Below are 18738 nucleotides of genomic sequence, written 5' to 3' on the forward strand. Positions count from 1 at the left end.
CGTCGGGGTCGCTCGACGCGACCCCGATCCGGACGCTGCCCACATCGATGCCGATGCGCCGACCACGCCCAGGGTCGTCGGCTCCCGGTCGATCCGGACCCTGTTCCGCGTGATCCACCGCTACTGGCTCCCCACCTTGTCCGCCACTTGTCCCCGGACAGCGTCGAGGGCGGCCGCAATTCCGCTGGTGTCCGAACCGGAACCCTGTGCCATGTCGGCCTTTCCGCCTCCGCGGCCGCCGATCTTCGGACCGAATCCCTTCACGAGGTCGCCGGCCGCCAGTCCGAGTTCCTGTGCCGCCTTGTTCACGGCCACCACGAACGGAACCTTGCCGTCGACGTCGCCGAGCAGCGCGACCACGGCGGGCTGGGTGCCGAACCGGCCGCGGATGTCGGTGACGAGACCACGCAGGTCGTTGCCGCCGACACCGGCCGGGGCGGCATCCGCGACCAGCAGCACCGGCCCGACCCGCTGCGCCTTGTCGACGAACGTGCCCGCCGCGGCGAGAACCGCCTGCGCGCGGGTCTGCTCGAGTTCCTTCTCCGCCACGCGGAGTCGCTCCACCAGCGCTTCGACGCGGGCAGGCACTTCTTCCGAGGGCACCTTCAGCGACGACGACAGACCGGCGAGGAGCGCGCGTTCCTTGGCCAGGTAGCGGTACGAATCGAGCCCGACGTACGCCTCGACGCGGCGCACACCGGAACCGACGGACTGCTCACCGAGCAGCGTGACGTTGCCGATCTGCGAGGAGCTGCCCACGTGAGTTCCACCACACAGCTCCATCGAGAAGGGTCCGCCGATTTCGACGACCCGCACCTCGTCGCCGTAGTTCTCGCCGAACAGCGCCATCGCGCCCATCGACTTCGCCTTGTCGAGATCGGTGACGAACGTGTTCACCGAGTAGTCGGCGGCCACCGCCTCGTTCGCGACGACCTCGATGTCCTGCTTCTGCGCTTCCGTCAGCGCGCCCTGCCAGGAGAAGTCGAAACGCAGGTAGCCCGGCTTGTTCAGCGAGCCGGCCTGAACCGCGTTGGGGCCGAGCACCTGTCGCAGCGCGGCGTGCACCATGTGGGTACCGGAGTGACCCTGCGTGGCACCCTTGCGCCACGCGGCGTCGACCTGCGCGAGCACGACGTCGCCCTCGGTGAGCTGACCCTCCTGCACGGTCACCTTGTGGACCCACAGCTTCTTGGCGATCTTCTGGACGTCGTTGACCTTCACCCGCAGGCCCGGGCCGGTGAGGGTACCGAGGTCGGCGATCTGGCCACCCGCCTCCGCGTACAGGGGACTGCGGTCGAGGATGACCTCGACGTCCTGGCCCGCCGTCGCGACGGGGACCCGCTGCCCCTGCGAGATCAGCGCGAGAACATGTGCCTCGGAGACCAATTCGTGGAATCCGGTGAACTCGGTGGGTCCGCGGTCGAGGAGTTCCTTGTAGACGGTCAGGTCGGCGTGCGCGTGCTTACGGGCCTGGGCGTCGTCCTTCGCGCGCTGCCGCTGCTCCGCCATCAGCGTGCGGAACCCCTCCTCGTCGACGGTCAGGCCGGCCTCGGACGCCATCTCCAGGGTCAGGTCGATCGGGAAGCCGTACGTGTCGTGGAGCGCGAACGCCTGGTCGCCGCCGATCGTCGACTTGCCGGACGCCTTCACCGACTCGGCGGCGCCTTCGAACAGCTTCGAGCCGGACGTGAGGGTCTTGAGGAACGCGGTCTCCTCCCCCACCGCGACCGTCTCGATGCGGCCGAAGTCGGTGTCGAGGACCGGGTAGGACGGCGCCATCGTGTCGCGGACGACGGTGATGAACTCCCGCATGCTGGGCTTGTCGGCACCGAGTAGCTTCGCGGACCGGACGATGCGCCGCAGCAGGCGGCGCAGGACGTAGCCGCGCCCGTCGTTGCCGGGGTTCACGCCGTCGGCGATGAGCATCGCCGCGGTGCGCGCGTGGTCGGCGATGACCCGGAAACGCACGTCGTCGTCGTGGACGGCGCCGTACTTGCGGCCCGACAGTTCCTCGGCCTTCGCGATGACCGGACGCACGAGGTCGGTCTCGTACACGTTGTCGACGCCCTGGAGCAGGAACGCGACGCGCTCGACACCCATGCCGGTGTCGATGTTCTGCTTCGGCAGCGGGCCGAGGATCTCGAAGTTGTCCTTGCTGATGCCCAGGCCACGCTCGTTCTGCATGAACACGAGATTCCAGATCTCGATGTAGCGGTCCTCGTCGGCCTCCGGGCCGCCTTCCTTGCCGTACTCGGGGCCGCGGTCGTAGTAGATCTCCGAGCACGGGCCGCAGGGGCCGGGAATACCCATGGACCAGTAGTTGTCGGCCATGCCGCGGCGCTGGATCCGCGATTCGGGAACGCCGACCTCGTCACGCCAGATGTCGCGGGCCTCGTCGTCGTCGAGGTAGACCGTCACCCAGATGCGCTCGGGATCGAAGCCGTAACCCCCGTCGTCGACGCTCGAGGTCAGCAGCGCCCACGCATGCTTGATCGCGTCGCGCTTGAAGTAGTCGCCGAACGAGAAGTTCCCGGCCATCTGGAAGAACGTGTTGTGCCGTGTGGTGATGCCCACATTCTCGATGTCGAGGGTGCGCACACACTTCTGGACACTGGTCGCCCTCGGGTACGGCGGCGTCTGCTGGCCGAGGAAGAACGGCACGAACTGCACCATCCCGGCGTTGACGAACAGCAGGTTCGGATCGTCGAGAATCAGCGAGGCGCTGGGTACCTCGGTGTGGCCTGCCTTGACGAAATGGTCGAGGAAGCGCCGGCGAATCTCGTGGGTCTGCACGTCAGTGATCCTTATTGTCTGTCTCGAGGGCAACGATGGGTCGAACAAGCGGAGCGAACCACGCGTCCACCGCGCAGTTCGGCAACATTCAGCTTAACCGGCCACCCTGACGGTTCGTGCCGCGGACGATCGCGCGCAATTTGTCCACGCGCCCCGCGATGTCCCGCTCACCGCCGTGAGTGGTGGGCTGGTAGTAGTCGACACCGACCAGCTCGTCCGGCGGATACTGCTGCGCCAGTACCCCGTCGGGGTGATCGTGGGGATAGCGGTATCCGACGGCGTTGCCGAGTTTCGCCGCCCCCGCGTAGTGGCCGTCGCGCAGATGCGGCGGGACGAGCCCGGCGTTTCCGGCCGCGACATCCGCCATCGCGGCACCGAGCGCGGCGATGACGGCCCCCGACTTGGGCGCGGTCGCGAGGTGGATCGTGGCCTGGGCGAGGGCCAGGCGGGCCTCGGGCATACCGATCAGCTGTACTGCCTGCGCGGCGGCGGTCGCGGTCTGCAGCGCGGTGGGGTCGGCCATGCCGATGTCCTCGCTGGCATGGACCACCAGCCGCCGCGCGATGAAGCGGGGGTCCTCGCCCGCCGTGAGCATCCGGGCCAGGTAGTGCAGGGCGGCGTCGACGTCGGAACCACGGATCGACTTGATGAAGGCACTGATCACGTCGTAGTGCTGATCGCCGTCACGGTCGTAGCGGACGGCCGCCTTGTCGACGCTCGCCTCCACGGTCGCGAGGTCCAGCAGCACCGGACGGTCCGCGTCACCGGCCTGGTCGAGCGCAGCGCCCGCCGCCGCCTCGAGCGCGGTGAGCGCCCGGCGGGCGTCGCCGGCCGCGAGGCGCACCAGATGATCCATCGCGTCACCCGCGATCTCGATCTCCCCGCCGAGACCCCGCTCGTCGGTGCGCGCCCGCTCCAGGAGGTTCTCGATGTCGTCCGCCGTCAGCGACTGCAGTTGCAGCACGAGTGAGCGGGACAGCAGCGGGGACACCACGGAGAACGAGGGATTCTCGGTGGTGGCGGCCACGAGGAGCACGATCCGGTTCTCCACCGCCGCCAGCAGGGCGTCCTGCTGGGTCTTGGAGAAGCGGTGCACCTCGTCGATGAACAGCACCGTCTGCTCGCCCGCGAGCAGGCGGCGGCGGGCCAGTTCGATGACGCCGCGCACTTCCTTCACGCCGGCGGACAACGCGGACAGTGCCTCGAAGCGGCGGCCGGTGGCCCCCGAGATCAGCGACGCCAGCGTGGTCTTGCCGGTGCCGGGCGGACCGTACAGGAGGACGGACGCGGCCCCCGACCCCTCCACGAGGCGCCGCAGCGGCGCGCCGGGGCCCAGGAGATGCTGCTGCCCGACCACCTCGCCGAGCGTGCGGGGACGCATCCGCACGGCCAGCGGTGCGTGGTGGTCGACCGACACGGGACCGGGAACCGATCGCGGGGCCGATGCCGCCTCGTCGGGCTGCGCCGTCTCGAACAGGCCTGCCGACTCGTCCTCGCCGACATCCGAACCGAAAAGATCGCTCACAAGTTCGACGCTACTGGAACCGCACCGTCCGACCCAGTCCGGCCGGACCGTGGGTCAGCCGACGGACAGTCCCCGGATCTTGTCGGCGATGACGCGGGCGTGGTGGGCGACCACCGTGTTCCCGGCGTGATCGGCCGAGCGGGCCAGCTTGTCCCAGCGCTGGGTCAGCGCCTCGGACCGCGGCACGGACAGGTGGTGTTCGCGGACGGCGGCGATGCGGGTGTGGTTCTCCGGTAGGAACAGGTAGGTGCTGAGCCACACCCAGATCAGCTGCGCCTCGACCATGCGGGCGGCGAGCACGTTGTCGTCGGCGAGCGCAGGCCACATCCCCACGACCTCCGCACGCCAGGCCTCGATCATCGCCTGCGTCCGGTCCTCGGACAGTTCGATGCTGCACAGGCAGCCGGGGAACGAGACCAGCGCGTACGCGATGTCGAGCATGGCGTCGCGGAAACCGCCCCACTCGTAGTCGAGGAACCGCACGCCCTCGTCGTTGACGATGATGTTGTCCGGGCACAGGTCGGAGGGGCTGAACGCCCGGAACCGGCCGCTCTCGAACAGCTTCGCGGCACGCGCCACCTGATCGGTCAGGTCCGGCGAGACATCGACGCGGAGGATCTCGGACAGCAGACCGGGCACGGCGGGCACCGCGCGCTCCACCTGTTCGGCCACGGTGTCGTCGCAGTGCGCCACCTCGGCGCGGCGCAGCAGCGCGGTGAAGTCCTCCTCGCGGCCCACGGTGGCCGCGTGCATGCGGCCGAGCGCCTGGGCCATCGCCATCAGGGTGTTGGTGACGGTGTCGGAGTCGGAGTGCTCGAGCAGGGCGCTGATCGGGGTGGCGTCCCCGAGGTCGCTGAGCACGAGGAGCCGGGCGTCGAGGTCGGATGCGAGCAGTTCGGCTCCGGGGCGGCTGTCCGTCGCCAGCGCCGTGGCGAACTGGTACGAGACGGCCTCCCGGAGGAAGGCGCTGCGGCTGTCGCCGGTGAGATCGTCGGGATCGACGGCCCGCGCGCCGGACACCCCGGACTCCTCGCGGACCTGCTTGATCACCAACGTCCGTGGAAGGGAGAACGGATTCTCCGCCACGCGCACGCGGAGCACGATGGTGCGGCCACTACCGCCGAGATCCACGGGATCCACCAGTGTCACGGGTGCCCCTGTGCGACGGGTGAGCAGCTTCTCGGCTGCGGCAACTACCTCTGAAACGGGGTCTGCCAGTATTGCAGTCATCGCGGACCAACTTACCTGCTAGTGACACGGATCATCGAGTCCTCCACCGGAAGCCCGGATGAATTTCAGCATTTCGGCTGATCCGGCGCGAGCACTTCGATCGGCGCCACGTCAACCGACACCGCAATGGTGCTGTTTCGTGCCTCTGTGTATATGACACCGCGCAGCGGCGGCACGTCCGCGTAGTCCCGGCCCCACGCGACCACGGTATACCGCTCGTCGACCAGCTGGTCGTTGGTGGGGTCGAAGGCGAGCCACCGGTCCCCCGGCATCCACACGGCCGCCCAGGCGTGGGTCGCGTCGACGCCGATCATCCGTTCCTTGCCGGGCGGCGGTTGCGTCGCCAGATAGCCGGACACGTACCGGGCCGCCAGTCCGCGCGAGCGCAGGCAGGCGATGGCGAGCCGGGCGAAGTCCTGGCACACCCCCGACCGCTTCTCGAGCACCTCCGCGACGCGCGTGGAGATCGACGTCGACCCCGACTTGTACTGGAAGTCGCGGTGGATGCGCGTGGTGAGATCGACCACCGCGTCGGCGAGGGGCCGTTCCGGCGGGAAACTCGGCGCCGCGTACTCGCGGACCGCGTCGCTGATCTCGGGGGGTTCGAGGTCGAGCACGAACTCCTGCGCCATCGCTCCCTCGGTTCCCACGGGGCGGGACAACTCCCACGGCGCGTTCGCGGGTGCGGCGGCGAGTCGGGTCTTGTCGGGTCCGTAGACCTCGATCTCGGATTCGGCCGCCACGACCAGTTCCTCGTGCGGCGTGCTCACCTGGAAGTACAGGTCCCGGTTGCCGTACACGTCGGACCCGGTGGAACGGTCTGCGGGCGCCGGCGAGATGTCGACGACGGAACTCACGCATCGCTGTTCCTCGGTGTCGCGGGGCAGGAGATAACCCCGCCCGTACGACGAGGACACCGGCCCCGAGTACGTGTACGTGGTGCGGTGGGTGATCTTGTATCGGCGCAGCACCGGCCGTTCCGCTGCCTCGTCCGCGCGGGGCGACACATCGGTCATGCGGGAACCCCGCCCTGCGCGGCGCTCCACGTGGTCCCGCTACCCCACAGCGGCTGGGTGCCGCCCGGCAGCGACAGCCGACCTTTCAGCATCACGTCGGACAGTTCGCTCAGCAGTGCGCGCATCGTGGTCGTCAGCTCACCCAGCTCCTTCCTGGACCCGTTCGCGTCGACCGATTCGAGTCGAGCAGGATCGACGCGTCGCACGGTGTTGACCATGTCCTCGACGAGCCGCTCCGCACGCGACGCACCCGAGGCGTCCGGCAGTGCAGCCAGATTCGCACGGAGCGCCTCGAGCTGGAACGCCAGCGACCGCGGGTTCTTCACGTCGAACAGCAGCAACTCGGCCACGGCGGCCGGGCGGATGCTCCGATTGCGGCGGCGGTAGACGACGGAACTCTCCGTGGCGACGAGGAGCGATTCGATCACCGCCCGCTCGGTCGCCGGGTCCGTCCTCCGTCGCAGCGTGGACTCCACCAGCGCGATCAGGGTGGATGCCCGCTCGATCCGTTTGCCGATGTCCATGACGTGCCAGCCGGTGTCCCGCACCAGCGATTCCGCGGCGACTCCGGACAGTGCGAGCATCCCGCCGAGTACGGCGGACTGCGCCTCGAACAGCAGGGAACCGTCGTCGGCCGTGTCGGCGGCGACCTGCCCGAGTGCGCGTTCGACGGAACTGAGGACGGCCCAGATGTCGTTCGACAGTTGCCCGCGCACGGCCCGCGCGGCCTGCTCGACGCCGCGGACCGCATGCGCGAGCGACCCGTCCCGGTCGGGGTCGACCGTCAGCGAACGGAACTCCGAGCGCACCCGCGGCTGGTCGGCGACCGGATCCGAGCCTGCCTCGGCACCGCGATCGGGCCCTTGCGGGCGGTTCCCGGCGTCGGCGACCCGCAGGACCGTGTCGAGCAGGATCGKGAGGCTTCCGCCGCCCGCGAGCCACGGTCGCAGACGGTAGTCGCGGTACTTCTCGCCGACGGCGATCATCAGGCGTGCCGCACCCTCGGCGCGCTCGGCGAACCGGCCCATCCAGAACAGTTCGGTCAGTGCGCGCGGCGACGTCATCAGGTCGGACGTCGTCGCCGCATACGTGGGCAGGGCTTCCCCGTCGCGGTCGGCGGCGTCCCCCGGATCGGTGGACGCGGTGCGCTGGGCCAGCCGGATCCAGACGTCCTTCGCGCCGGCGTGACGCCGGTCGCCGCGCTCGGCCCCGGGAACGAGGGACGTGCCGAGACCTCCGGCCATGGGGGTGAATCCGACCTGCTGCGCGACGTTGAACAGCCGCACCCCGACCGGTGCGAGGAAGACGTCCCCGGATCCGTCGGCCGCCGGCGCATACGAGGGGTCCGGGACGATCTGCCCGACCCACCGCTCGGGTTCGGCCCGCACCCGGTCCAGCAGGGTGTCCCGGTCGGCGGCACCGAGCTCGGCGGGCACGATCGGCGACCCCCCGTGCACCGCGCGCAGCACCATCGACGAGACGTTCGCGAGGATGTGCGACAGCTCCGACCGGTCGCCACCCCAGAAACTCGGCACCGACGGCAGGAGTAGGTCCTCGTCGAGGAGACGACGGCACAGGTCCGGGAGCAGCCGGGTGAGGGCCGGGTTCTCGAGGATTCCGCTGCCGAGAGGGTTGACGACGGTCACCGCTCCCCGTCGCAGCACCTCGACGAGCCCGACCACGCCCGACCGGGAGTCGGGGCGCAGGTCGAGGGAGTCGGCGAGGTCGGCGTCCACCCGCCGGACGATCACGTCGACGCGTTCCAGGTTGCCGAGCGAGCGCATCCACACGTGGCCGTCGCGGACCACCAGGTCGGCGCTCTCCACGAGCGGGAAGCCGAGGACGGTCGCGAGATACGCCTGATCGAATGCCGCCTCGGACCGAGTACGGGGGCTGAGGACCACGACCAGGGGGTCCTCGGTGCCCGCGGGGGCGGCGTCGATCGCCGCCAGCCGCATCGACTGGGCGAAGGAGGACAGCGGACGCGGGCCCACGCTCTCGTAGATGCCGGGCATCGCCCGGGCGACGACGCGGCGATCCGCCATCGCGTAGCCGGCGCCTGCCGGCGACTGCGTGTGGTCGCGCAGCGCGTGGAACGTGCCGTCGGCCCCGCGGCCGACGTCGAGTCCGTGCAGGAACAGTTGATGGCGGCCCGGCACCGTGATGCCGTGCGCCGCACGGACGTACCCCGGGTGTCCGAACACCGTGCGGGCAGGCACGGCGCCGCTCCGGACGAGCGCCATCGGTCCGTACAAATCGGCGAGTACCGCGTCGAGGAGGCGGGAGCGCTGCACGAAGCCCTCCGCGAGCTGCTCCCATTCCTCGGCCGCCACGATCAGCGGGACCGCGTCGATCTCCCACCGCGGCGGCACGGTCGGGGCGTCCGATCCGTCGAGGGGGTTGTRGGTGATCCCGTGGTTGTCGACGAGAAGCCGGATGCGGGACTGCAGGCGGCGGACGGAGTCCGGCCCGCCTCCGGTGAAGTCCTGGGCCAGCTCCGCCCACGGGTCCCGGACGCCGCCGCCGTCGTCGAAGAGTTCGTCGTAGCCCGCGCCGTCGTGGGGCGACACGATCATCAGGCCCTCCGCCTCTGTGCCACGGACCGCTCTTTCCGCGCCTGCTCGAGGAGCCGGCGGGGATCGCCGCCGCTGCGCAATCGCAGTGCCAGAACCAGGACGCCTGCGATCACGATGCCCACCATGTTGACACCGAGTTGCAGCGCCGCCAGCGCCGCGACGCGCCATTCGCCCACGGTGACCGCGACGACGGCGAATCCCGCCGCGGGAACGGTGGTGACCGAAATGAAGACGCCGACGAGTGCCGCAGACTTCGCGGACACGAGCGCGAGCATGCCTGCCGCGCCGGCGAGGAGCGCGACGATCAGTGAGAGCGGTCCGACCCGGTAGATGAAATCGACCTGGTCGAGGGACTCGATGCTCTCGAACTCCATCCAGCCGACCCGCTCCATCAGCAGCGTCGCGACCAGCGTCGCCGCCATCGCGAACGGGAAACCGAAGAGCAGGGCGATCAGCGACCGCCGGGCCAGACCGAGCTTGCGCCGCATCAGCGCGACGGCGAGCGCGGCGAGCGGACCGAACTCCGGTCCCACCACCATGGCCCCGACGACGGTGATCGGCGAGTCGGTCACCACACCCACCGCGGCCAGCAGGCAGGCGATGGTGAGGAACGCGAGGAAGGTGCCGTTGAGTGTCGACTCCTCGCGCGTCCGGCTGACCAGTTCCTCCCACACGACGCTGTCCGCGGGATCACCCGGGGCCGCCTTCTCCGCGTCGTGTGCGGATTTCGACAGCACCGTTTCGACGGGCTCCACCGTGATCGCACCGGTGCGGTCGATTCTCAGGGCCTCGAGCGCGTCGATCACGTCGTTCGCGGCCTCGCGGGCCACGTCGGTCTGGATCGCGTCACCGGCGGGGTCGATCGCGGCGGCGCGCAGCACCACCACGTGGGTGGCGCCGGGTTCCGCCGCGAGCACACCGAGGACGTCCTCGGTGCGCTCGGCCGGACAGATCACTCGCAGGTGCAACATCGTGTCCCCCGGCTGTTCCGCGTCGTCCGGTCAATCGAGTCCTGCCGGCAGATCGCGCCGGCGGGCCCGCCTACTTGGCTGCGGGTGCGTCGGGCTTGGCCGCCGCGGCATCGCCCTTCGGCTCCGGCTTGGCGTCCACCCCGGACTCCTTGCGCTGCTGCGCGGTGATCGGAGCCGGAGCATTGGTCAGGGGATCGACGCCGCCGCCCGACTTCGGGAACGCGATGACCTCGCGGATCGAATCGACACCGGCCAGCAGGGCGGTGATGCGGTCCCAGCCGAACGCGATGCCGCCGTGCGGCGGGGCGCCGAACGCGAACGCGTCGAGCAGGAAGCCGAACTTCTCCTCGGCCTCCTCGTGGGAGATGCCCATCACCTTGAACACTCGCTCCTGAATGTCCTTGCGGTGGATACGGATACTGCCGCCACCGATCTCGTTGCCGTTGCAGACGATGTCGTAGGCGTAGGCGAGCGCGGACCCCGGGTCGGTGTCGAACGTGTCGATCGACTCCGGCTTGGGCGAGGTGAACGCGTGGTGCACCGCCGTCCAGGCGCTGTAGCCGAGCGCGACGTCGCCGCTCGCGGTGGCGTCCGCCGTCGGCTCGAACAGCGGTGCGTCGACGACCCACACGAAAGCCCACGCGTCCGGGTCGATGAGGTTCTGCTTGCGGGCGATCTCGCCACGCGCGGCACCGAGCAGCGCACGCGACGACTTGGTGGTGCCGGCGGCGAAGAAGATGCAGTCGCCCGGCTTCGCCCCGACGTGCGCGGCGAGGCCCTCGCGTTCGGTGTCGGTGAGGTTCTTGGCCACCGGTCCGCCGAGCGTGCCGTCCTCGCCGACGAGCACGTACGCCAGGCCCTTGGCCCCGCGCTGCTTCGCCCATTCCTGCCAGGCGTCGAGCTGCTTACGCGGCTGGCTCGCGCCGCCGGGCATGACGACCGCGCCGACGTACTCCTGCTGGAATACCCGGAACGTGGTGTCCTTGAAGAACTCGGCGCACTCGACCAGTTCGACGCCGAAGCGCAGGTCCGGCTTGTCGGAGCCGTAGCGACGCATCGCCTCCGCGTACGTCATGCGCGCGATCGGCGTCTTGATCTCGTGCCCGACCAGCTTCCACAGCGACGACAGCACCTCCTCGGCGAGGAGGATGACGTCGTCCTGGTTGACGAAGCTCATCTCGATGTCGAGCTGGGTGAACTCGGGCTGGCGGTCCGCGCGGAAGTCCTCGTCGCGGTAGCAGCGCGCGATCTGGTAGTAGCGTTCGATGCCCCCGACCATGAGCAGCTGCTTGAACAGCTGCGGGCTCTGCGGCAACGCGTAGAAGCTGCCCGGCTGCAGTCGCGCGGGAACCAGGAAGTCGCGGGCGCCCTCCGGCGTCGACCGCGTCAACGTGGGCGTCTCGACCTCGACGAACTCGTGGTGCGCGAGCACGGCGCGGGCCGCGGCGTTGACCTTGGACCGCAACCGGATGGCGTGACCGGGGCCCTCACGGCGCAGGTCCAGGTAGCGGTACTTCAGGCGCGCTTCCTCACCGGCCTGGTCGTCCAGCTGGAACGGCAGCGGCGCGCTCTCGTTGAGGACCTCGAGGTCGGTGACGTTGACCTCGATGGCCCCGGTGGGGATCTCGAAGTTCTGGTTGCCCTCGGGACGCACCTCGACCACACCGGTCACCTTGACGCAGTACTCCGCGCGCAGACGGTGAGCCTGCTCGGCGGCGGCGCCCTCCCGGAACACCACCTGGGAGACACCCGACGCGTCACGTAGATCGATGAAGATCACCCCGCCGTGATCACGACGCCTGGCAACCCAACCGGTGAGGGTTACGGTCTGCTGGGCCTGCTCGGCTCGCAATGAACCGGCGAGATGTGTGCGCAGCACGGGATTCCTTTCGAAACATGGGGCAAGCTACTTCGTTGGCTGAGATCCTACGGAGACACCGGGCGTGAGCGGAAACGCATACCCGCTTCACGTGCGAGGCTCGATCGGCACGCACCGGAAAACTGCAGAGAAAGCGACGACACATGACCTTCAACGAGGGCGCCCGAATGGACTCCGGCCGGGTGTCGGTCGGCGGCGGGGGCGGCGGTGGCCTCGGCGGCAAGTTCGCGATGGGCGGCGGCGCCGGCGGTCTTATCGTGCTGGTCCTCGCACTGCTCCTCGGCGGCGATCCCGGCTCGCTACTCGGCGGCCTCAGCGGCACCACCGATTCCTCCGCCCAGAATTCCGGCGCGGGCCTCGCCGGATGCGAGACCGGCGCGGACGCCAACCGCGACGTGAACTGCCGGGTGGTGTTCACCGCAGGCAGTCTCGACTCCGTGTGGGAGCAGGAGCTCGCGAAACAGACCGGCACCGCGTACGTGCCGCCGGAGGTCGTGCTGTTCTCCGGTTCGGTCAACACCGGCTGCGGCAACGCCACCAGCGAGGTCGGACCGTTCTACTGTCCGGCGGACTCGACGGCGTACTTCGACACCAGCTTCTTCCAGCTTCTCGTCGACCGCTTCGGGTCCAGCGGCGGACCGCTCGCGCAGGAGTACGTCGTGGCGCACGAGTTCGGCCATCACATCCAGAATCAGCTCGGCGACATCGGGCGGGCACAGGCCGACCCGCGGGGCGCCGACTCGGCCGCGGTCCGAACCGAGTTGCAGGCCGACTGCTACGCGGGCGTGTGGGCCCACTACGCCGACAGCCTCCCCGGCCCCGACGGCGGGCCGCCGTTCCTGAACACCCTGACCGGCACCGACATCGACGACGCCCTCTCCGCCGCCTCGTCGGTCGGTGACGACCGGATCCAGCAGTCCGCGGGCGCCCGGGTGAATCCGGAGGGCTGGACGCACGGCTCCTCGGAGCAGCGCCAGAAGTGGTTCGCCACCGGGTACCGGACGGGTCAGGTCCAGGCCTGCGACACCTATTCGGCGCGCGATCTGAACAACCCACCCGCGCTGCGCTGACCACCCGACTCACCGACAATTATTTTTGTCTTGACAGAATTTACTGTCAGTGTGAGAGTTGACGCATGTTGGACGTAGCAGTGATCGATCAGGCGGCCGCCGCGGAGATCTCCCTGGACCCGGTCCGGGCGCGGTTGCTCGCGGCGCTGGCCGAACCCGGTTCGGCGAGTTCCATCGCCGCGACGGTCGGATTGACGCGGCAGAAGGCCAACTACCACCTGCGGGCACTCGAGGAGCACGGCCTCGTCGAACTCGTCGAGGAACGCAGGAAGGGCAACGTCACCGAACGGGTCTTCCAGGCCACCGCGGCGTCGTMCGTCATCTCCCCCGCCGCGTTCGCCGCCCTCGCCCCCGATCCCGACCGGTCGCCGGACCAACTGTCGGCCCGCTGGCTGGTGGCACTGGCCGCGCGCCTGGTGCGTGAGGTCGGCGAGCTGATCGCCGGCGCCACCGCGGCGCGTCAGCCGCTGGCCACCTACGCGATCGACAGCGAGATCCGGTTCGCGTCCGCGGCCGACCGGTCCGCCTTCGCCGACGAACTCGGCGAGTCCGTGAAGCACCTGGTGGCCCGATACCACGACGAGAACGCCCCGAACGGCCGCAGACACCGACTCGTCGTCGCACTGCACCCCAGCCTGAAAACACCGTCCGAGCAAGCGAAGTCACCCGACAACTGTCACGAGGAGAGCTAGCCATGTCCCAGAACTTCGAGATTCGCCGCGAGGTCGTCCTGAACGCCACCCCGGAAGAGATGTTCGCCGCCGTCACCAGCGGCACCGGCGGGTGGATGTTCCACACCGATCTCGATCCCGGCGTCGGCAGCGAGGGACCGGACGACCCGACCGTCGTCGCGTGGGAGCCGCCGCAGAAGTTCGCCGTGCGCCAGGAAGGTCCCGACGGCTGGTTCAACGCCCTCGAATACCTCATCGAGGCCCGCGAGGGCGGCACCGCGGCGCTGCGCTACGTCCACAGCGGCATCTTCACCGACGACTGGGACGCGCAGTACGACGGCGCCGACAAGCACACCACGTTCTACCTCCACAGCCTCGGCCAGTACGTCCAGTACTTCGCAGGCCGCGCGGCCACCTACATCACGACCGCCGGCCCGGATACGTCCACCGGTCCGGGCGCGATGGCCACACTCCGCGGCGCGCTGGGGCTGACCGACACTTCCGCCGCAGGCGACGCCGTGTCCGTCGACGTGCCCGGTTTCGGCACCGTCGACGGTGTCGTCGACTACCTGACGCCGCACTTCATCGGCATCCGGACCGCCGATGCGCTGTACCGGTTCTACGGCCGCAACGCGTTCGGCGGAACGGTCGACGCGGCGCACCACCTGTTCACTGCGGGTGCCGACCAGGAGAAGTCGCAGGACGCGTGGAAGTCCTGGCTGGACAACGCCYTCGCCTGAACCCGGCACACCTCCGCTCAGGACGCCGTGAACTCGCCCCTCCCCGGAATGTTCGGGGTGCTCGTGGTGATCTCGATGCTGACCCGGCCCGCCCCCGGATCGAAGTACACGGCTGTCGGCGCGCCCGGACCGTCCCAGCCGCTCAACGCCCACTGCTTCGTTCCGGAGGCGCCGGTGTCGAGGTTGCGCCAATGCAGGGTGCCGTCGACCATGCAGACCCGGGAGGGGCCGACGAAGTACGTCGTCAACAGCACGTAGTTCGGACCGTACGGCTCCGGGTAGTCGGACGATGCGTGGGCGTCGATCCGCCCTCCGCACACGCTGAGGTCGCCGGGGTTCAGACCGTGCCCGATCGTGTAGGTGGGGGTCAGCGTCGCAGCATCCGCCCCGGCTGCGGCCGGTGCACCGAGTAGTGCGGCCGCGGCGAGCGAACCCACCACCGCCGATCGGACAACCAGATTTCCCACAGGCATGGCGCTCCTCGGTCGTTGTGCGTCGGGCGAACCCCGCTCCCCCTTGTCTCCGGGAATGCGGGGAGCGTTACTCGTGCGCTTGGCTAGTGTCGACGCAGAAACATCGGTCGACATCGACGAGGAGATTTCCATGTCGTTCACAGACGAAGAGATCGCCTACCTGCGGTCGCAGCCGATCGCCCGCGTCGCCACCGTGGGCGCGGACGGGCAACCCGACGTGGTTCCACTCGCCTTCGAGTTCGACGGAACGGACTTCTGGGTGGGAGGTTCCGGTCCGTCCGTCGCCGGTACCCGCAAGTTCCGGAACATCCGGGCCGGGAACGACAAGGTGTCGCTGGTCGTCGACGACCTGGTGTCGTTCGAACCGTTCGTCGCGCGGTCCATCCGGGTCTACGGCACGGCCGATCAGCCGGTGGAACGGGACGGAATGGTCGGCCCCGGTCTCTATGTGCGCATCGCGCCGACCATCTCGTGGAGCTGGAACATGGCGGGAGAACCTGCCGGCGCCGAATGGTACGAGCCGAGGCGGACCGTTCACGTCAGAACAGAGTGAGCGCCGGTCCGGGACGACCGACTCCGACCAGTTCACCGCGATCGGGCTCGACGGCCTCGGTCTGTCCGGCCTCCCGATGGTTCGCCGCGCCGCCCAGACCGTACCGGTCGACGAGAGGGTCGACGCGCTGCTTCAGCCACGATGTGTACTCGGGCGGAACGTAGGCCGCCCGCCCGTACAACTGCCGGTACTGACGGACGAGAGCCGGATGCTCCGTCGACAGCCAGTTCATGAACCAGCCCTTGGTACTGCCGCGCAGGTGCATCGGGAAGACGGTCACACCCGAGGCCCCGGCATCGGCGATGGATTCGAGTAGYCCGTCCAGATGCCGCACCGAATCGGTCAGAAAGGGAATGACGGGGGCCACCAYCACATTGCAGGGCAGGCCAGCGTCGGTGATCGCCCGGATCAGATCGAGGCGCGCCTTCGGGGTGGGCGTTCCTGGCTCGATCGACTTCTGGAGGTCGGGATCGTGGATCGCCAGCGACACGCCGATGCTGACCGGCACCTGCTGGGCCGCGAGCGTCAGCAGCGGGAGGTCGCGCCGCAGCAATGTCCCCTTGGTCAGTATCGAGAACGGGGTGGCGGATTCGGCCAGCGCTCGTATGATGCCAGGCATCAGACGGTACCGGCCCTCCGCTCGCTGATAGGGATCGGTGTTGGTGCCGAGCGCCACGTGCTCCCGCTTCCACGACCGCCGCCCCAGTTCCTTGCGCAGCACCGCCGCGACGTTGGTCTTCACGACGATCTGACTGTCGAAATCACGGCCCGCGTCGAGGTCGAGGTATTCGTGGGTGGGCCGCGCGAAGCAGTAGCGACAGGAATGTGAGCATCCGCGAAAAGCGYTGACGGTGAAGCGGAAAGGCAGTTGCGACTCCTCGGGCATCTTGTTCAGCGCGCTCTTGCACAGCACCTCGTGGAAGGTGATGCCKTCGAACTCGGGTGTCTGCACGCTGCGCACGAGCCCGGCGCGCTCCAGCCCCGGCAATGCACCGTCGTCGGCGTCGACCGCTTGCCCATCCCACCTCATGAGTACATGCGAACATTTGTTCTAACCGGTGTCAAGACTTCGACCCGCGCGGAGACCGGATCGTGGGGAAAGACCGCGCTGGTGAGCGCCGGATCGGGGCTTGCGACAATGTTGCCCATGTCGAACAGAAACAACGTCTCGTCCGGTTCCGAATGGGAAGCCAAGATCGGCTATTCCCGCGCCGTGCGCATCGGCCAGCTCGTGTCCGTGTCGGGCACCACGGCGTCGGGTCCCGACGGCCCCGTCGGCGGAAACGATCTCGGCGAACAAACGCGGGAGGCACTGCGCCGGATCGAGGCAGCACTCACGGAGGCCGGCGCGAGCACGACCGATGTGATCCGCACCCGCATGTACCTCACCGACATGAGCCGGTGGGAAGAGGCCGGCATCGCGCACGGCGAGGTCTTCGGCGAAATCCGACCCGCCACCACGATCCTCGAGGTCAGCGCGCTGATTGCCCCCGGCCTGCTCATCGAGATCGAGGCCGACGCCGTCATCGGCGACTGACCGACGCGGGGAGGCGGCACCTCACCCACCCGTTCACGACGCACGCATTTGCGTACTGAGCACCGCCTCGACTTCCGACCGGGTCGCCACCGTAGTGGGCGCCCGGTCGGAATCCGAGATGGGTGGGTCCGCACCCGGTGTGGGCACGCCTGAGCGACACTCACTGCCCGACCGGCGATCTGCCTGCGGTCATGATCTGCGGGATTCCGCCGATCGGTAGATGCGTCGCGTTTCTACGTTTTCAAAGATCAACCTGGGATACCCGGGCCGACGCTCTTGTCGAGCATCCAGCGGCCGTGTTGCTCGAACTCTGCGTCACCAATGTTGTGAGCCCACACCACAGTCGCTATCGCCTGATGCATCCACTCGAGGTCCAAGGTTTCGACGTCCGAGGCGGTGAGATCACGCCCGAGACCGGCAAGGAAGGCCTCCTCCAAATCGGCGGCCCATGAACTGCTGAGACTGCAACCTCACCAGATCACTTGTCCAATGCCTCCAGCTGGTCAGCCGACACCAGATCGTCCGCCCGGTCGATGTACCCATGCCTGCGCTCGATCAGATTTGCGTAGTACACGGCAGACACCTCGCCCGGCAACAGCAGGCCAGCGAGTGCCTGCCCCGCCTGCAGGTAGGTGGCCGGGTCCCATTCCGCTGGCGACCCCTCGACCGTGATGCCTTCACGATGAAGTCGTTGCAAGCTGTCCGCACTCTCAGTACGGTCGTGTCCTGCAATGGCCACGAATGATCCGCGAGAACCTGCCACAGCCCGAACCAACGGTCCAGTAGAGCCGATTGATCTTCTGTCAGATCTGTTTTCCGCCCCGGCACGTCCCCAGACCAGGCCGAGCCGATCGTGTGCATGTTGGTAGGCACTTGCTGAATCATCCACCATGCGACGACGCTGAGCTGCCTGCTTGCTATAGCGCTCTCGAGATCAGTTCTTTCAAGACCTCGTTGGATCCGGCGTAGATGCGCTGGATGCGGGCGTCGGCGTACATCTGGGCGATAGGGTATTCGAGGATGTAACCGTATCCTCCGAACAGTTGGAGACAGCGGTCGATCACGGCGCACTGCTGGTCGGTCAACCAGTATTTCGCCATTGCGGCGGTGGTGACATCGAGTTCGCCGCGAAGGTGCTTGTCGATGCAGTCGTCGATGAAGGTGCGCGAGACCCTCGCGAGTGCCGCGCATTCGGCAAGTTCGAAGCGGGTGTTCTGGAGGTCGAACAGGGTCTTTCCGAACATTGTCCGCGATTTGGTGTACTCGATCGTGAGTGCTACTGCGCGTTCGATCGCGGCGACGGCAGCGACGCCGCAGATCAGCCTTTCCTGTGGTAGTTGCTGCATCAGCTGGACGAATCCGGCACCCTCACGTTCTCCGAGGAGGTTGTCCATCGGGACGCGAAGTCCGTCGAAGAACAGTTCGGTGGTGTCCTGCCCCTTCTGGCCCAGCTTTTCGAAGATCTGTCCGCGCGAGAATCCGGGAGTGTCGTCGTTCACCTCGGCGACAACGAGAGACACACCCTTCGCCCCGAGCGTGGCATCGGTCTTGGCCGCGATGATCACGAGGTCACAGTTGCGACCGTTGGAGATGAAGGTCTTGCCGCCGGTGATGACATAGTCACCCCCGTCACGCACGGCCTTGGTAGTGATATTTTGCAGATCCGAGCCGGCGCCCGGTTCGGTCATGGCGATGGCACCGACC

General features: G+C 68.5%; 16 protein-coding genes and 1 pseudogene. 5 read left to right on the forward strand and 12 right to left on the reverse strand.

The window, feature by feature from the left end:
- The 8 genes and pseudogenes from AC1D1G_RS27360 to aspS form a co-directional block, all read right to left on the reverse strand.
- Window positions 1–118 (reverse strand): annotated as a pseudogene (locus AC1D1G_RS27360) (Holliday junction resolvase RuvX); the annotation flags it as partial.
- Between the two features lie 2 nt (window positions 119–120).
- Window positions 121–2793, reverse strand: coding sequence for an alanine--tRNA ligase (gene alaS / locus AC1D1G_RS27365; RefSeq protein WP_280782184.1), 2673 nt, complete (start codon window positions 2791–2793; stop codon window positions 121–123).
- A gap of 88 nt (window positions 2794–2881) precedes the next feature.
- Window positions 2882–4318: a replication-associated recombination protein A gene (locus tag AC1D1G_RS27370; protein WP_016880315.1), complete on the reverse strand. Its 1437-nt coding sequence runs from the start codon at window positions 4316–4318 to the stop codon at window positions 2882–2884.
- Window positions 4319–4372: 54 nt separating this feature from the next.
- Complete coding sequence (locus AC1D1G_RS27375) at window positions 4373–5548, reverse strand: phosphotransferase family protein (protein ID WP_009480406.1); 1176 nt, start codon at window positions 5546–5548, stop codon at window positions 4373–4375.
- 65 nt (window positions 5549–5613) lie between these two features.
- On the reverse strand, window positions 5614–6564 hold the full coding sequence (locus AC1D1G_RS27380; protein WP_280782185.1) for a transglutaminase family protein: 951 nt from the start codon (window positions 6562–6564) through the stop codon (window positions 5614–5616).
- Window positions 6561–9140 carry a circularly permuted type 2 ATP-grasp protein gene (locus AC1D1G_RS27385; RefSeq protein WP_477954460.1) on the reverse strand — a complete coding sequence of 860 codons (2580 nt, stop codon included), beginning with the start codon at window positions 9138–9140 and terminating at the stop codon, window positions 6561–6563. Before AC1D1G_RS27385 ends, AC1D1G_RS27380 begins: the two co-directional genes overlap by 4 nt.
- The gene (locus AC1D1G_RS27390) at window positions 9140–10111 is read right to left on the reverse strand and encodes a DUF389 domain-containing protein (RefSeq protein ID WP_477954462.1); all 972 of its coding nucleotides are present in this window, start codon (window positions 10109–10111) and stop codon (window positions 9140–9142) included. Before AC1D1G_RS27390 ends, AC1D1G_RS27385 begins: the two co-directional genes overlap by 1 nt.
- 70 nt (window positions 10112–10181) lie before the next feature.
- Window positions 10182–11990, reverse strand: coding sequence for an aspartate--tRNA ligase (gene aspS / locus AC1D1G_RS27395; RefSeq protein WP_477954463.1), 1809 nt, complete (start codon window positions 11988–11990; stop codon window positions 10182–10184).
- 143 nt (window positions 11991–12133) lie between these two features.
- On the opposite strand from aspS, the gene ypfJ reads away from it, so the two are divergent.
- From ypfJ to AC1D1G_RS27410, 3 genes are all read left to right on the forward strand, one after another.
- Window positions 12134–13060: a KPN_02809 family neutral zinc metallopeptidase gene (ypfJ, locus tag AC1D1G_RS27400; protein WP_283332332.1), complete on the forward strand. Its 927-nt coding sequence runs from the start codon at window positions 12134–12136 to the stop codon at window positions 13058–13060.
- A gap of 65 nt (window positions 13061–13125) precedes the next feature.
- Complete coding sequence (locus tag AC1D1G_RS27405; protein ID WP_477954465.1) at window positions 13126–13752, forward strand: ArsR/SmtB family transcription factor; 627 nt, start codon at window positions 13126–13128, stop codon at window positions 13750–13752.
- Window positions 13753–13754: 2 nt separating this feature from the next.
- Window positions 13755–14471, forward strand: a complete 717-nt coding sequence (locus tag AC1D1G_RS27410) for an SRPBCC family protein (RefSeq protein ID WP_477954467.1) — start codon at window positions 13755–13757, stop codon at window positions 14469–14471.
- Window positions 14472–14488: 17 nt separating this feature from the next.
- Here the strand turns inward: AC1D1G_RS27410 and AC1D1G_RS27415 are convergent, their stop codons facing one another.
- Window positions 14489–14944: a hypothetical protein gene (locus AC1D1G_RS27415; RefSeq protein WP_283353448.1), complete on the reverse strand. Its 456-nt coding sequence runs from the start codon at window positions 14942–14944 to the stop codon at window positions 14489–14491.
- A gap of 130 nt (window positions 14945–15074) precedes the next feature.
- On the opposite strand from AC1D1G_RS27415, the gene AC1D1G_RS27420 reads away from it, so the two are divergent.
- Complete coding sequence (locus tag AC1D1G_RS27420) at window positions 15075–15497, forward strand: PPOX class F420-dependent oxidoreductase (RefSeq protein ID WP_271211387.1); 423 nt, start codon at window positions 15075–15077, stop codon at window positions 15495–15497.
- Here the strand turns inward: AC1D1G_RS27420 and AC1D1G_RS27425 are convergent.
- Window positions 15484–16527 carry an Rv2578c family radical SAM protein gene (locus tag AC1D1G_RS27425; RefSeq protein ID WP_477954470.1) on the reverse strand — a complete coding sequence of 348 codons (1044 nt, stop codon included), beginning with the start codon at window positions 16525–16527 and terminating at the stop codon, window positions 15484–15486. The genes AC1D1G_RS27420 and AC1D1G_RS27425 overlap by 14 nt on opposite strands.
- Before the next feature lie 117 nt (window positions 16528–16644).
- On the opposite strand from AC1D1G_RS27425, the gene AC1D1G_RS27430 reads away from it, so the two are divergent.
- Window positions 16645–17034, forward strand: a complete 390-nt coding sequence (locus AC1D1G_RS27430) for a RidA family protein (protein WP_411194544.1) — start codon at window positions 16645–16647, stop codon at window positions 17032–17034.
- Window positions 17035–17512: 478 nt separating this feature from the next.
- Here AC1D1G_RS27430 and AC1D1G_RS27435 read toward each other — a convergent pair whose 3' ends face one another.
- Window positions 17513–17773 carry a hypothetical protein gene (locus tag AC1D1G_RS27435; protein ID WP_477954472.1) on the reverse strand — a complete coding sequence of 87 codons (261 nt, stop codon included), beginning with the start codon at window positions 17771–17773 and terminating at the stop codon, window positions 17513–17515.
- A gap of 178 nt (window positions 17774–17951) precedes the next feature.
- Window positions 17952–18738, reverse strand: a 787-nt coding sequence (locus AC1D1G_RS27440) for an acyl-CoA dehydrogenase family protein (protein ID WP_477954474.1), incomplete at its 5' end; no start/stop codon positions are given.

The sequence above is a fragment of the Rhodococcus sp. P3_B8 genome, assembly GCF_056402775.1.

Coding starts and splice junctions, on each gene's coding strand:
- AC1D1G_RS27420 (WP_271211387.1), top strand. CDS start 15,075: ATGTCGTTCACAGACGAAGAGATCGCCTACCTGCGGTCGCAGCCGATC.
- AC1D1G_RS27390 (WP_477954462.1), bottom strand. CDS start 10,111: ATGTTGCACCTGCGAGTGATCTGTCCGGCCGAGCGCACCGAGGACGTC.
- AC1D1G_RS27380 (WP_280782185.1), bottom strand. CDS start 6,564: ATGACCGATGTGTCGCCCCGCGCGGACGAGGCAGCGGAACGGCCGGTG.
- AC1D1G_RS27375 (WP_009480406.1), bottom strand. CDS start 5,548: ATGACTGCAATACTGGCAGACCCCGTTTCAGAGGTAGTTGCCGCAGCC.
- ypfJ (WP_283332332.1), top strand. CDS start 12,134: ATGACCTTCAACGAGGGCGCCCGAATGGACTCCGGCCGGGTGTCGGTC.
- AC1D1G_RS27415 (WP_283353448.1), bottom strand. CDS start 14,944: ATGCCTGTGGGAAATCTGGTTGTCCGATCGGCGGTGGTGGGTTCGCTC.
- AC1D1G_RS27430 (WP_411194544.1), top strand. CDS start 16,645: ATGTCGAACAGAAACAACGTCTCGTCCGGTTCCGAATGGGAAGCCAAG.